At 61.3% G+C, this 14,023-nt stretch carries 10 protein-coding genes and 1 pseudogene; 6 read left to right on the top strand and 5 right to left on the bottom strand.

Annotated features, from left to right (window positions below; genetic code table 11):
• Positions 1-110, top strand: a pseudogene (locus LQE90_RS11035) (carbamate kinase); the annotation flags it as partial.
• A 200-nt stretch (positions 111-310) separates the two neighbouring features.
• Positions 311-1,921 (top strand): YfcC family protein, encoded by a 1,611-nt coding sequence (locus LQE90_RS11030; RefSeq protein ID WP_114567985.1) that lies wholly within the window; start codon positions 311-313, stop codon positions 1,919-1,921.
• A gap of 111 nt (positions 1,922-2,032) precedes the next feature.
• Here LQE90_RS11030 and LQE90_RS11025 read toward each other — a convergent pair whose 3' ends face one another.
• Complete coding sequence (locus LQE90_RS11025) at positions 2,033-2,467, bottom strand: GNAT family N-acetyltransferase (protein WP_216529765.1); 435 nt, start codon at positions 2,465-2,467, stop codon at positions 2,033-2,035.
• Between the two features lie 229 nt (positions 2,468-2,696).
• Between LQE90_RS11025 and argS the strand changes: the two genes are divergently transcribed.
• Positions 2,697-4,424, top strand: coding sequence for an arginine--tRNA ligase (argS, locus tag LQE90_RS11020; protein ID WP_114567983.1), 1,728 nt, complete (start codon positions 2,697-2,699; stop codon positions 4,422-4,424).
• Between the two features lie 119 nt (positions 4,425-4,543).
• Here argS and LQE90_RS11015 read toward each other — a convergent pair whose 3' ends face one another.
• Both LQE90_RS11015 and LQE90_RS11010 read right to left on the bottom strand, forming a co-directional pair.
• Positions 4,544-6,580 (bottom strand): cation:proton antiporter, encoded by a 2,037-nt coding sequence (locus tag LQE90_RS11015; RefSeq protein ID WP_216529764.1) that lies wholly within the window; start codon positions 6,578-6,580, stop codon positions 4,544-4,546.
• Between the two features lie 139 nt (positions 6,581-6,719).
• Positions 6,720-7,265 (bottom strand): DUF1836 domain-containing protein, encoded by a 546-nt coding sequence (locus LQE90_RS11010; RefSeq protein ID WP_216529763.1) that lies wholly within the window; start codon positions 7,263-7,265, stop codon positions 6,720-6,722.
• A 152-nt stretch (positions 7,266-7,417) separates the two neighbouring features.
• Between LQE90_RS11010 and LQE90_RS11005 the strand changes: the two genes are divergently transcribed.
• Positions 7,418-8,275: a DegV family protein gene (locus LQE90_RS11005; RefSeq protein ID WP_216529762.1), complete on the top strand. Its 858-nt coding sequence runs from the start codon at positions 7,418-7,420 to the stop codon at positions 8,273-8,275.
• Between the two features lie 315 nt (positions 8,276-8,590).
• Here LQE90_RS11005 and LQE90_RS11000 read toward each other — a convergent pair whose 3' ends face one another.
• Both LQE90_RS11000 and LQE90_RS10995 read right to left on the bottom strand, forming a co-directional pair.
• Complete coding sequence (locus LQE90_RS11000; RefSeq protein ID WP_216529761.1) at positions 8,591-10,045, bottom strand: sensor histidine kinase; 1,455 nt, start codon at positions 10,043-10,045, stop codon at positions 8,591-8,593.
• A gap of 2 nt (positions 10,046-10,047) precedes the next feature.
• Positions 10,048-10,797: a response regulator transcription factor gene (locus tag LQE90_RS10995; protein ID WP_369412413.1), complete on the bottom strand. Its 750-nt coding sequence runs from the start codon at positions 10,795-10,797 to the stop codon at positions 10,048-10,050.
• Between the two features lie 189 nt (positions 10,798-10,986).
• Here LQE90_RS10995 and LQE90_RS10990 point away from each other — a divergent pair, with 189 nt between their 5' ends.
• On the top strand, positions 10,987-11,829 hold the full coding sequence (locus tag LQE90_RS10990) for an ABC transporter ATP-binding protein (RefSeq protein ID WP_216529760.1): 843 nt from the start codon (positions 10,987-10,989) through the stop codon (positions 11,827-11,829).
• Positions 11,819-13,924, top strand: coding sequence for an FtsX-like permease family protein (locus LQE90_RS10985; protein ID WP_216529759.1), 2,106 nt, complete (start codon positions 11,819-11,821; stop codon positions 13,922-13,924). The genes LQE90_RS10990 and LQE90_RS10985 overlap by 11 nt, the downstream gene beginning before the upstream one ends.
• Positions 13,925-14,023: the final 99 nt, after the last annotated feature.

Here is a 14,023-nt window from a genome sequence, read left to right as displayed (position 1 = left end):
CCTGCATCGAGTACGTGCGCGCCTACCCCGAGGGCAAGGCCCTCATCACCAGCCTCGAGTGCGCCGCCGCGGGCCTCGAGGGCAAGACCGGCACCATCATCACGGCGTAGTTCCCGCCGTTTGGAGTACTGAGGCCCGCTGAGGGCTTTGGGAATCCGAAACTGTTCTAAGCGGCGGCGCCTGTGTAGCGCGGGCGTCGCCGTTAACTGGGGTACTGTCGGATCATGCGGTTATGCTTCCACTGATTCGTCTATCAATTTCTCGTTCGCACCTGTCTATCCACCTCGATCCTCAAAAAGGAGGGGTTTGTATGACCGAGAAAGAAAAGGAAAAAAGCAGAAAGAAGCGTTCCATCTCTTCGTTCACCATCCTGTTGATCATCCTGATCGCACTGGCGCTGATTACGGTTGTCATGTCGTTCATGGGTGTGGAAGGTGTAACGGGAGCTACCGTTGCCAATGTGGCGACGGCACCCGTCAAAGGCTTCACCGATGCGCTCCCCGTTTGCTTGTTCGTGCTGATCCTGGGCGGTTTCCTGGGCATCGTCACGGAAACGGGCGCCTTGGACGCCGGCATTGCCGCGCTGGTGAGAAAGCTCAAGGGTAACGAGCTCATACTCATTCCCATCTTGATGTTCATCTTCTCGATTGGCGGCACGACGTACGGCATGTGCGAGGAAACGGTGCCGTTCTACCTGCTGCTGGCTGCCACGATGGTAGCCGCTGGCTTCGACAGCGTGGTCGGCGCGGCGGTCGTTTTGCTGGGCGCCGGTTGCGGCGTGCTCGGCTCGACGGTCAACCCGTTCGCGGTCGGCGCAGCCGTTGACTCGCTGTCGTCTACGGGGCTTGCCATCAACCAGGGCACCATCATCATGCTCGGCGTCATCTTGTGGCTGGTCACCTTGGCCATATCCATCGTGTTCGTGATGCGTTACGCGAAGAAGGTCAAGGCCGACAAGGGCTCCACGATTCTTTCGCTGCAAGAGCAGGAAGTCATGAAGGCCGAGTTCGGCGAAGCTCAGCAGGAAACGCAGGATGCCGAGGCGAATCCATCCGAGAAGCTTATGACGGGGCGTCAGAAAGCCACGCTTGTCGTGTTCGCGCTGACGTTTGTAATCATGATCGTCGGGTTCATCCCCTGGGGCGATTTCGGCGTCGAGATATTCGATGCTGGTTCCGCTACAGAAGAGGTGACGACGCAGGTTACCGGCGACGACATCTCTGCTAAGTGGGTCGACAAGAAGGTTGGCGGCGAGATCGCGTTCGACGGCAACGTCGAGGGCACGGTTACCACTGAAGAGCAGATCTCGGACGGCTGGTCCGCATTCCTGACGGGCCTTCCGCTGGGGCAGTGGTACTTCGACGAGGCTTCCACGTGGTTCCTCATCATGGCTATCATCATCGGCATCGTCGGTGGCGTGTCCGAGAGCCGTTTCGTGAAAGCGTTCATCAACGGTACGGCCGATATGATGAGCGTCGTGCTGATCATCGCCATGGCTCGTTCTATTACGGTGCTTATGGGCGAGACCGGCCTGGACATGTGGATTCTCGAGAATGCGGCAGCTGCACTGAACGGCTTGTCGGCGATCATCTTCGCTCCGCTGTCGTTCCTGCTCTACATCGTGCTGTCGTTCCTGATTCCGTCCTCGTCCGGCATGGCTACGGTATCCATGCCCATCATGGGTCCGTTGGCTAACTCGCTGGGCTTCTCGACCGACGTTATGATCATGATCTTCAGCGCCGGCAACGGCCTGGTGAACCTGTTCACCCCGACCAGCGGCGCTATCATGGGCGGCTTGGCGCTTGCGAAGATCGAGTACTCGACGTGGCTCAAGTTCGGCGGCAAACTGTTCGTCGTGCTTGGCGTTGCCTGCGTGGTCATCCTCACCGTTGCGATGATGTTGATTCCAGGCGCTGCTTGATCCTGATTCCGGTTTTTCGGCAATAGGCGCAAAGCAGGCGAAAAAGACGGCCTCCGCTTCGGCGGGGGCCGTCTTCGCTTGGTTGGAATGCTGCGAGAGGGGGAGGGGTCCTTACAGGGCCTTCTTCATCCAGATATGCTCGACGTGTTCGTCAAGTTCGACGGGCCCGTATTGCCGGTATCCCGAACGCTCGTAAAACGGCGTGACGCGGCACTGTGCGTGCAGGTGCATTTCCGTGGCTCCCGCCGCTTGGGCCAGTCGCTCGGATTCCGCTAAAAGGGCGGCTCCCAGCCCGCCTTTGCGCGCTTCGGGCAAGACGGCCAGGCGACCGAAGATCCAGCGGCCGGGTTCTTCGGGGCGCTCGAAATCGGGGAAGGTGCGCGCGCATCCAGCCAGTTTTTCGTCCACGTACAACGTGACATGGATGGTGCGGGGATCCTGATCGATGTCGTCGAACTCGTCCTGGAAGCCCTGCTCTTCCATGAACACGCGCGTGCGCACGATGCGCGCGTCGTCGAAGTTTCCTTGCTGGAACATCATGGCCATGCGGTTTCGTCCTCTCTCGCAACCGGGGGTGCCCGGGAATCTACAATGAGCGAACAATAGCATAAAAGCGCCCAACCGCAGAAGCTTTTTGCGAGGTCGTGTGTACGTTTTCTGCATAACGTCCTTTTTTGGGGCGTTCGTTCGCTCGACGCGTGCCCGCGCGCCGGAAAAAGGTGGTAGACTTGTCCAACATGTATTTACACGAGTCCCACAAAGAAAGATGCATACCATGCAAATTCGCGAACAACTTGAACAGCTGATCGACGCAGCCGTTGCGGCCGCGTGCGAGGACGGATCGCTCGAGCTCGAGGAGGCTCCCGCGGCGGCGCTGGAGCGCCCGCGCGACGAGAGCAACGGTGACTGGGCCTCCACCGTAGCCATGCGTTCCGCCAAGCAGGCTAAGAAGAACCCCCGCGAGATCGCTCAGATCATTGTCGACCATCTTCCGGAGAACGGCATTATCGCCTCCGCCGAGATCGCCGGCCCCGGCTTCATCAACTTCCGCCTGTCCTCCACCGTGCTTCAGGGCGTTGTTTCCCAGGTGCGCGAGGAGAAGGAAGGCTTCGGTCACGGGTTCATCCCCGAGGGTCAGCGCTACATTAACCTCGAGTACATCTCCGCCAACCCCACGGGTCCCATGCACGTGGGACATGGCCGTTGGGCTGCTTTGGGCGATGCCACGGCGCGCGTGATGCGCCATGCCGGCTACGATGTGTACGAGGAGTTCTACATCAACGACGCCGGCACGCAGATGGACAACTTCGGCGAATCCGTGGCCGTGCGCTATCAGCAGATCCTCGGTCGCGACGTCGAAATGCCTGAGGCTTGCTATGCCGGTTCCTACGTGAACGACATCGCGCAGGTCATCATCGACGAGGACGGCGACGTCTGGCTTGACGCCGATCCGCAGGAGCGCATGGAGAACTTCCGCGAGCGCGCTTACCAGATGATGCTCGCCGAGCAGCATCGCGTGACCGGTCGTTTCGGCACCACGTTCGATTGCTGGTTCTCGGAGCGCTCCCTGTACGTGAAGGACGAGTCGGGCGAAAGCGCCGTGGACCGCAGCCTGAAGGCCATGAGCGAGAAGGGCTACATCTACGAGCAGGACGGGGCCACGTGGTTCAAGTCGAGCGCGTTCGACGACGAGAAGGACCGCGTGCTGATCAAGGCGAACGGCGAGTACACGTACTTCATGAGCGACGTTGCCTACCACTACAACAAGCTTGAGCGCGGTTTCGACCACCTGATCAACATCTGGGGCGCCGACCATCATGGCTACATCGCCCGTTGCGAGGCCATGCTTGCGGCGTGGGGCCGTCCCGGCGCGCTCGAGATCATGCTTGGCCAGCTGGTGAACCTGTTCCGCGACGGCGAAGCCGTTCGTATGTCCAAGCGTACCGGCGAGATGATCACGTTCGAGGAGCTCATCGACGAGGTGGGCGTGGATGCGACGCGTTACCTGATGCTGTCGCGCTCTTCCGATCAGCCCATCGACTTCGACATCGAGGTGGCGAAGAAGAAGGACGCTTCCAACCCGGTGTACTACGTGCAGTACGCTCATGCGCGTATATGCTCCATCCTGCGCAAGGCCGCCGACGCCGCCGACGCGGCTGCCGCCGAGGCCGGCGAGCTTTCCATGGACGAGCTGGCGGCTAAGGTCGTGCCTGCGGGCGTGGACCTGTCCCCGTTGACGCACGAGTCCGAGTTGGCCCTTATGCGCAAGATGGACGATTTCGCCGACCTGGTGTCGCAGGCTGCGCGCGATCGCGCTGCGTTCCGCCTGACGCATTACGCTCAGGATCTGGCGGCGTTGTTCCATTCGTTCTACACCAATTGCCATATCATCGGCGAGGACGAGGCCGTTCAGAACGCGCGTCTGGCGCTTGCCGATGCGACTCGCATTGTTTTGGCGACCACGCTGGGTCTGCTGGGCGTGAGCGCTCCGGCCAAGATGTAACGCTTCCTGCTCATACGGCACACGGAAAGGCCCGCAAGCTCGTCGCAGAGCTTGCGGGCCTTTTTATGCAGGGGAGCGTTGCGGTGCGGAGCGAGGCTGCGAAAACCGTGCTTCGCGCGTTACACGTTGTCTTCGAGGTCGATCTGCATAAGGTACACGTTCTCGCGCAGGCGCTTCGCGGTGGCGCGGCACAGGTCGTCTTCCTCGTAGCGCGTTTGTATTTGCTCCAGCTCCAGGTGCAGTCCAAGTCGCTTGATGTCGACCGCGGCATCCGCCGTGCTGGTTATGGCCGTGATGGAGGGGGCTTTCGAGCGCAATGCGCTCAACGTGCGCTGGTACTCCAGGAGCAGAGACGATAGGTCCTCGGCGTTTTCCTCCGATACGCCGGGAGCCATTTCCCCTTGCAGCTTCTCGATGACGAATTCGCACGATCGTATCTGCAGATCGCGGATGGCCTGCGCGGTTTCGGTTAGATTCGCTCCGGGCATGCCCTGCACGAACCGATACCATCCGGACCTCAGCGCTGTGCGCATGCGCAGGGCGGCCCTTTGCGGCGACCAACGATCGGCGTGGTGGCGCAGAAGGTTCTCTATATGCGAGAGCCGGCTTAAGTACTGGTAGCCTACCAAAGGATACGTTTCCTCATGCTCGATGAGCTCGAAGACGAATTCCTGTTCCCAGCGCAGCGTTTTCAGGCGCAGCTCGAGGTTCGGCTCGTCGTCGATGTTGTGCTGCTCTTTGATGCGCGCAATGCGGTCGTTGTAAGAATGGATGACCATTTGCGTGGCAGCGCGGTTCTCGGGTGTTTGGCGAGCCGACAACTCCTCGATGACGTTGCGCAGGATCTCGAGGCTCACCTGCGTTTCGTCGCAGCGCTGATCTTCTTCGGTGGTCGGCTTGCGCGGAGCTAGCAGGGGAACCACGAACGTAGCCAGCAGAAGCGTGACCACGATGACGCCGCATGCCAGGAACATGATGAGCTGTTGCTGCGGGATGGCGCGCGGCAGCGTGAGGATGACGGCGAGCGTGATGGTTCCTTTTGGACCTGCCAGCGTCATGATGGCCGCCGATAGCATATCGGTTTTCGATAGCCTGCGCTGCTTCGCCGCACCGTCTTCCTTGTTTTTGCCTTTGCGGCTTCGCGAGCGCTCCATGACGAGGATCCATACGAAGCGCACTGCGATGAGTATGAGCGTGATCCCTAGGACATAGGATATGAGCAAGCCGTTGTCGATGTACACGTTAGCCCAGGTCTGCTGCATGGCGCGGGGAAGCTGCGTGCCCAAGAGAACGAACACGATCCCGTTAAGGGTGAAGGACAGCACCTGCCAGACGCTGGCCGAAACGATGTTCATGCGCGATATCGAAGGCCCCAGCGTGCGGGGCGATATGACGTTCACCAGTCCTGCTGCGACCACTGCCAAAATGCCGCTCGCGCCCACCTGGTTGGCTACCAGGTACACGATGAAGGGCGTGAACACCTCGAACAGCACGTGGAACGTGGTGTTCTCCAGACCCCAGGAGCGCACCTTGCGCACGATGAAGTTGCCCAGGTAGCCCAGCGCGATGCCGATGAAAATGCCTCCCAAAAAAGAGAACAGGAACTCGACGGTTGCGTTGACCAGAGAGAACGTGCCGGTAACGGCTGCGGCCAGCGCGAACTGGAAGGCAACGATGCCCGATGCGTCGTTGATGAGCGATTCCCCTTCCAGAATGCTCTTGGCGCGGGGCGAGATGTCGGTTTCCTTGGAAAGCGAGGCGACGGCAACGGCGTCGGTGGGGCCCAGGGCGGCGCCCAGGGCGAAAGCGGCGGCTAAGCTGATGGAAGGTACGACCCAGTTGACCGCAAAACCGACCACCAGAGCCGTGACCACCACCAGTCCGATGGCGAGCGAGACGACGGGCCTTTTGTTGCGCCAGAGCGCCGCTTTGTCGACGCTTTTCGCTTCGTCGTAGAGCAGCGGGGCGATGAACAGAACTAGGAACAAGTCGGCTTCGTCGAACAGGATGTCGATCTGACCGCCTGCGACCACGGCGATGATCAGGCCTAGTCCAATTTGGATAAGAGGGGAGGATACCTTGGGGACAAGCTGGTCTATGATGGAGGATACGAGGACGGCTGCCAACATGAGTAGAGCGAACATGAGGGCTTCCACGTGGCGATCTCCTTGCGTTGTAGCGAACGGGTCGCCTTATTGTATCGGGATAAGGTCACCCTTATAGGCGCAACGGCGATGTTTCACGCGATTTCAACGGAAAGCTGGGAAGTCGGGTTTTGCGTCCTTCGCGCGCGCCCTAACGTGCGGCGGCGTCGGTGGCCAAGATGCTTGCCTTCACGTAGAGGGTGTAGGCGATGGCCGATGTTGTTGAAAGCACGAGGTCCCGTTCGAAGTCTCCCTTGTTCGCGCCGCTTGTAAGGCCTGCCGGGCTGGTGGGTTCGGCGGAGAACAGGGCTTCGAGCGCCGCTTCGAACGCGTCGCAATAGTAATCGTAGGCCACATTCGTGTCGAAGCTTGCGATCTGCATGCGAATGAGGCGGTCGATTTCGGCGATCGAGAACGTTTGCTTGAGCGTGCATATAACGATGAGGTACGCAACATGGGAGCGCGTGTACTTCTTGCCTGAAGCCGACGAGAGGACCCCCTGCTTCACGTAGTTGTTCACCATGGAGCGCGTGATGATCTTCTCGTGTTCCTGGTAGAGCGGGGCGAGCGTTTCCTCGAGGTATCCGATGAGCTGGTCCATGTACAGGTCGATGCGGGGTATCTCCTGGTATCGCGGCAAGCGCAGGTTGACGAGTTTTTGCGCGTAGGGCGACATGCTGATGGATGAAGGGTTCATGGATTCCTTTCCACGGTATTCGTACGAATGAGAATAACAATCCGTACGAGGTCAGTCAATCTTCGTTGTTGCTTGACACGGTGCTATGCTCCTTATAATCTAGTAATGAAAACCATATCATAAAGCTATTGAAACTTTGAAAGAAGGATAGTATGAATGCAAGCCGTATAGCGCTCGTGGTGGATTCCTGCACCGACGTTCCTCCCGAGGATATCGACCGGTACGGCATGTACGTGGTCCCTTTGCAGGTGAACTACGAACACGAATCGTTTTTGGACAAGGTGACCATCACTCCTCAAGAGGTGTACGATCGCTTCTCTCAGGAAATTCCCACAACGTCTACGCCTACTCCCGCCGTTGCGCGAAACGTGCTCGAGCGCGTGGTGGCCGACGGGTACGATCGCGCGGTTATCGTGACCATTTCGAGCGGGCTTTCCGCTACGTACGAGTTGATGCGCTCGCTTTCGACGGGAATGCCGGAGCTTGATTGCTGCTTGGTCGACACGAAGAACATCGGGATGGGCGCGGGCCTGGTTGCTCTTGCAATTGCGCGAAGGCTGGCCGAGGGCGCGTCGTTCGAGGACATCAAGCGCGAAGGCGACCAGATAGCGAAGAATACGAGGGTGTACTTCTGCGTCGACACGCTCGAGTACCTGCGCAAGGGCGGTCGCATCGGCGAGGTGACCTACCGCGTGGGCAGCTTGCTCGACATGCGTCCCGTGATCAGCTGCAACGAAGCGGGCGTGTACTATACCGTTACGAAGGCCAAGGGGCGTCGGCAGTCGCTCAAGAAGGCCATGCAGTGCGTCGAGGAATTCGCTGCGAAGTTCCCTCGCAGCACGGTTGCCGTGGTGAACGGGGATGCGGCGGAAGAGGCGGTCGAGGTGAAGGCCGAGCTTGCATCGCGGATGAGCGGCGTGCAGTTGTGGTACGAGGGGCAGATCAGCCCGGTTCTCGTGGTGCATACCGGTCCTGGCCTGATCGGCATAGGCGTGCAGGGGGAGTGCTAGGGGCGGGGTTGCTTCGTTCCGCGTCGCGCGTTGCGTCCAGCCTGCGCCTCGCGTCGCGCGTTGCGTCCAGCCTGGCGCCTCGCGCCGCGCGTCCCGTCCGCCCGGTGTCTCTCCCTATCGCGCCCGTTTTGCGCACGCGTTTCGCCCGTCGTGTCAAAACGATCGAGTTTTGCTGGTCCTCAAACCAGGATAATTCGAAGTGCCGTTCGTCTGACCTGGGAAAATAAAAATCACGTGCGGAGCGAGCCCTCTTGGAAGGGCGAAAACCGCCGCAAAACTCGTCCGTTTTGACAGCGGCTTCCTGTTCCGCAGCGCTTACGTTGCGGAACCTGCTTTGGGTTCGGTAATCGGAAGCATGAGTTTCACGGTGAACCCGTGTGCAGGCTCGCTTTCCAGGGAAAGCGAGCCGCCGTGCGCTCGGACGATACGATCTGCCAGTGCAAGCCCTAAGCCGTGCTCTTCTCCGTACGATCCCGCCGCGCTTCGCGCCGTGCGCGAGCGTGCCAGGCGCGCTTCGAGGGCCGCCAGCTCGTCGCGCGTCACGCCCGCGCCGTCGTCGGCAATGCGGATGACGGCGCAGTTCGCTTCCCTGTTCAAAAGCGCGAGCGATACGCGTATGCGGCAGCCCGCTTCGTTGTGCAGCCGTGCGTTGGCCAGGGCGTTTTCCACCACGCGCGTCAGCAAGCGCTCGTCGCCGAGAACCGTCGCGTCGGCTGCGCGCTCATCGACGTGCAGGTCTACCGGGTGCGCGTCGTCGAGCTGGGCGTTCATGTGCGCGGCGATGACGGTGCGCAGAAGCTTCGAAAGGCGCACGTGCTCCAGGTTGAGCGGTTGGGCGGCGTAGTCCAAAAGCGATGCGGTGTTGAGGTCGGTGACCAGGTCCTTGATCCTCAGACCCTGCGCGCGTATGATGCGTGCCCTCGCGCGCGCATCGTCCGGCGCTTCCTCGTCCTGCGCGATGCCGTCGGCATATCCCAGGATCATCGAAAGCGGCGTGCGGATGTCGTGCGACACGCCGCGTATCCAGTTCGCCCGCGCGGCGTCTTTTTGCTCGATGAGCGCCGACGTCTCGGTGATCTGCCGTCCGATTCCCTGTAGGTCGCCCTTGAGGTCCACCTGGGCCGATTTCCCTTCTGACAGCTTGTCGAGCGCGTCTGCTATGGGGCCGACGGCGTTTTGGGTTCGCCGGCGGGACAGGGCGTACAGCAAGAACAGGATGCCGACGTCCACTGCGAATATGGTCAGGATGTACAGCGGAAGATTGCGCATCGTCGAAGCGGGGTAGGTGAGCGACATCGTCCAGAACTCGCCCTTCGGCAGGCCTACGATCAACAGGCCGTCGCTTCGATCCCAGAAGAACGCGGGGTAGTCGGCGATGGCCGCGTAGTGCGATGCTATCGCGATGTCGTTCAGGGAGTACGAGCGGGGAACGTCCGCGGGCAGGTTCTGGGACCAGATCGTCGTGCCGCTCTCGTCGACGAGCAGGCCCCAAGCGCCTTTGCTCGCCAACTGCAGTGACGCCTCTTCTTCAAGCGAGAACGTGCCATCGTCCGTGCGCGCAAGCTGCTCGTCCACCGTGCGCACGAGCGATGCCGGCGATCCGGTGTTGAAGTTGGCGTTCGATTCTTGAAAGGCGATGACGATGTACAGCGCCAGGTCGACCACGATGACGAGCAGCGCGCAGGCTACGAAGAGAAGCAGCTGCTTTGTGAAGAATCGCGCGAACCCCTCGGGGCGCGGGCGGCGGCGGTCGTGTTTCGAGGCAGCCATGCTCAGCGCTTCACCAGCTTGTACCCAAGGCCGCGCACCGTCACCAGCGAAGCGGGCGCGGACGGGTCCGCTTCGATCTTCTCGCGCAGTCGGCGAATGTGGGCCATGAGCGAGTTGTCGTAGCCGAAGGACGTTCCCCAGCATGCTTCGCAGAGCGCGTCGATGGTGATGATGCGGCCGGCGTTGCGCGCAAGCACGCTCAGGATCTCGTGCTCTTTGGCGGTGAGCTGGACGGTCGTTCCGTCGGCTCGCTCGACTTCGGCCGTCGTGAGGTTCACGCGACTTGCCGCAAGCTCGAGCACCGGGCTTTCCGCGGCGTAACATCGACGCAGCAGGGCTGCGATGCGCAGGACCAGCTCCTGGGGAAGAAACGGCTTTGTGACGTAGTCGTCGGCCCCCAGCGACAGGCCGTTCACGCGGTCGAAGGGCTCGTCTTTGGCCGAAAGGAACAGCGCGGGCGTGGATGCGTGGGTGGGGCGCTCCCGAATGCGCGCGAGCAGGTCGAACCCGTTCATGCCCGGCATCATGATGTCGAGGACGAACAGCTGGCAGGCGGTGTCGGGCGACGTTGCGCGCGCGTCGATGATGCGCAGCGCCTCGCTTGCGCAATGAGCCGTTTCCACGGCGCGGAATCCCGCCCTGTGCAAGATGGCGGCAACCATGCTGGCCAATTCCTGCTCGTCGTCGACAAGCAGGATCCGCTTGTCGTGCAGGGCGTCTCCTGCGATTCCGAATTCGTGGGCAAAGCTCACGGCGGCTCCTTCCTCTTCTTGCCCAGTATCCCATAAACCCTTCGAGACGGGATGGTTTCCTTCGCTCTTGTAAGGCAGTCGCAAGGCAATGCAAGGAACCTGCAAGGAGCGGGAAGGGAGGGCGTAAGGCGGGGCGGGTATCGTGGTTTTCGCTCATGAACGCATTGAAAATCGAAGGAGTGGAAAGCCATGCCAGCAGAACACGCTGCATTTCAACCGACGCCTCTTGTGGTCGAGGTCCGCAACGCGAGCAAACGTTACGGCGGTCAGAAAGGAAAACGTTCGGACGCCAATGTCACGCAGGCGCTCGACCGCGTTAGCTTCGCCGTGTCGCGCGGAGAGTTCGTGGGCATCATGGGGCCGAGCGGTTCGGGCAAGTCCACGCTGTTGAACTGCGTGGCCACCATCGATGCCCCTACCAGCGGTCACATCGTGGTGAACGGGCGCGACGTGGGATCGCTGCACGGCGGGGAGCTCGCTCGGTTTCGCCGCAACGACCTGGGTTTCATCTTCCAGGATTCCAACTTGCTGGATACGCTGACCGCGTTCGAGAACATCGCTTTGGCTTTGACGATCCAAAAGGCGCCTGCGCGGCAGATCGAGGCCCGCGTGCGGCAGGCGGCTGCCGTGCTCGGCGTTGACGACGTGCTTGCCAAGTATCCCTACCAGCTGTCCGGCGGCCAGAAGCAGCGCGTGGCGGCGGCGCGCGCCACCGTGGGCGACCCCAGCTTGATTCTGGCCGACGAGCCTACGGGGTCGCTCGATTCGAAGTCGGCTCGGCAGCTTCTGGAGTCGCTTGAGCGCTTGAACCGATCAGGGTCGACCATTCTGATGGTTACGCACGACTCCCTTTCGGCAAGCTACTGCTCGCGCATCGTGCTCATCAAGGACGGATCGTTGTTCGGCGAGCTGCATCGGAAGGGATCCACGCGCGCCGCGTTTTACCGCAGCATCGTGGACGTCGTCGCCTCCATGGGCGGCGATGGGCAGCATTTCGATTCCGCAGACGAGGAGGCTTCCCATGTTGGTTAAGCTTGCCCTGGGAAACGTGCGCAAGTCGGTTCGCGATTTCGGGGTGTACTTCCTTACCGTGCTGCTGGGCGTGGCCGTGTTTTACGCGTTCAACTCGATGTCGGCCCAGCGCGGGGTGCTGGCGTTCTCGGAATCCGGGGATGCGATGTTCGAACTTCTGGGCATGGTTATTTCAGGGGCGTCGGTGCTGGTCGCGTTCGTTCTGGTGTTTCTGGTGGTGTACGCGAACCGGTTTCTCATCAAGCGTCGCAAACGGGAATTCGGCTTGTACCTGGCGCTGGGCATGAGCACGTCGGACGTGGTGAGGATCGTGCTTTTGGAGTCGTTTGCCGCGGGCGCGGCGTCCCTTGCGGCCGGCCTTGCCCTGGGCGTGGCGATCTCGCAGCTTTTGTTACAGCTCACGTCGCTTATGTTCCAAGCCGATGTGGCCGGCTCCGCAGGGTTTTCCTTCGTGTTCTCCGTCGACGCCTTCATTCAGGCTATTGCGGTGTTCGGGGCTGTTTTCGTTCTTGCGGCGCTGCTGAACGCGCGCTCGGTGTCGCGTACGCGGCTTGTCGACCTTATGAAGGCGGAAAGCGTGCACGAGGAGATGAAGCTGCGCAGCCTGCCGCTGTCGCTTGCGCTGTTCACGGTGTCGCTCGTCATTATCGGGATATCGTACAAGCTGTTGATCGAAAACGGTCTGCTGGAGCCGTCCCCTGAATTCGCGGCGGCCGCGGTCCTGGTGTGCGTGGGCACCGTGCTGTTCTTCTACGCGTTGGCAGGATTCCTGCTGAAGCTCGTGCAGATGATCCGCCCGCTGTACTTGCGGGGGCTCAACATGTTCGCGCTGCGCCAGCTGGGAGCCAAGGTCAACACGACGTTCGCTTCGCTTTCCGTCGTGTGCCTGGTGCTGTTCTTGGCTATCACCAGCGTGTGCGGCGGCGTGGGCATACGCAACGCCGTGGAGGACGGCCTGGCGAAGGGCACGGCGTACAGTGCCAGCGCCGTGAGCGTCTTCGGTTCGTATCGCGCCGATACCGGCTACGTGGCCGATGCGGCGATCGAGCCGTACGCGCAATACGCGGCAGCGAAGGGCTTCGATATGGCGGCGGGCCTGCGCGACAGCGCGAAGGAGCTGGGCGCGGGGGACTTGGATGCTCTTGTGCAGGGGACGGCACAGGTCGACCAATGCGTGGACCCGTCCGATGCGACCACCGTGGCCGACGTGGAGCGGGCGAGCGGCCTGTCGCTCAAGGATACAGCTGGCGCGTCGATCAATGCCCAGTACGGGACGTTTCCTGTATACGTGAGCAAGCTTTCTCAGGTAAACGAGGCTCTAACGCTGGCCGGAAAGGCGCCGCTGCAACTGGGGCCGGGGGAGTGCGCCCTCGTGAGCGATTCCAGCATCACGGCCGAGTTCTACCGGGGCGTCGTCGAGCGCGGAACGGACGTTCCCGTGGGCGACCGACTGCTTCGTGCGGCGGTGTTTTCGGGGGAATCCCTCATGACCACTTCGTTTCCCATGAACACGGGGACCGTCGTCGTGAACGACGATGAGGTTCCGGCGCAGGCCGTGATCGTTCAAACGCTGCTGAACATGCAGTGCGCAACCGACGAGGACGAGCAGGGTCTCAAAGCCTTGCTGGCCGCCGTGTCGCAGACGGACAACGCCGATACGTGGCCTTTGTCGCTGTCGCTCACACGGTCCGAGGTTGTCGACCAAAGCGTCAGCCTGTCCGCCGTGGTGGCCTTCCTTGCCATCTACTTGGGATTCGTGCTCGTTGTCGCGTGCGCCGCCATTCTGGCCATCCAGCAGCTTTCCGAGGCCTCCGACAACGCGCGCCGCTACGGTTTGTGCATCAAGCTGGGAGCTTCTTCGAAGATGGTCGACGGGGCGCTGCTCGCGCAGGTGCTCGTGTACTTCTTGTTCCCGCTGCTGCTGGCGGTGGCTCATTCGGCGTGCGCGCTCGTCGTGGTGTCGGACGTGGTGGCGGTGTTCGGGCATTTGGATATCGGCGCGATGGCGCTTACGTGCGCCGGTGCGTTCTTGGTCGTCTACGGCGCGTACTTCGTTGTGACGTATCTGGGCGCGCGTCGTTTGATCCGGGAATAGCGGAAGCGCCGTGCGCGGAATTCTTTCTGCGCACGGCGCTGGTTTGCGTCCTTTGCGAAGGCGGGGAAGAGGGCATGAAAAAAGCCCCTGATCGGGGCT

The organism is Paraeggerthella hominis (assembly GCF_021044775.1).
Classification (GTDB): domain Bacteria; phylum Actinomycetota; class Coriobacteriia; order Coriobacteriales; family Eggerthellaceae; genus Paraeggerthella; species Paraeggerthella hominis.
The sequence above is the reverse complement of the archived record's forward strand: the minus strand, read 5'-3'. Positions and strand labels throughout refer to the sequence as shown.

Coding starts and splice junctions, on each gene's coding strand:
- LQE90_RS11030 (WP_114567985.1), top strand. CDS start 311: ATGACCGAGAAAGAAAAGGAAAAAAGCAGAAAGAAGCGTTCCATCTCT.
- LQE90_RS11025 (WP_216529765.1), bottom strand. CDS start 2,467: ATGGCCATGATGTTCCAGCAAGGAAACTTCGACGACGCGCGCATCGTG.
- argS (WP_114567983.1), top strand. CDS start 2,697: ATGCAAATTCGCGAACAACTTGAACAGCTGATCGACGCAGCCGTTGCG.
- LQE90_RS11010 (WP_216529763.1), bottom strand. CDS start 7,265: ATGAACCCTTCATCCATCAGCATGTCGCCCTACGCGCAAAAACTCGTC.
- LQE90_RS11005 (WP_216529762.1), top strand. CDS start 7,418: ATGAATGCAAGCCGTATAGCGCTCGTGGTGGATTCCTGCACCGACGTT.
- LQE90_RS11000 (WP_216529761.1), bottom strand. CDS start 10,045: ATGGCTGCCTCGAAACACGACCGCCGCCGCCCGCGCCCCGAGGGGTTC.
- LQE90_RS10990 (WP_216529760.1), top strand. CDS start 10,987: ATGCCAGCAGAACACGCTGCATTTCAACCGACGCCTCTTGTGGTCGAG.
- LQE90_RS10985 (WP_216529759.1), top strand. CDS start 11,819: ATGTTGGTTAAGCTTGCCCTGGGAAACGTGCGCAAGTCGGTTCGCGAT.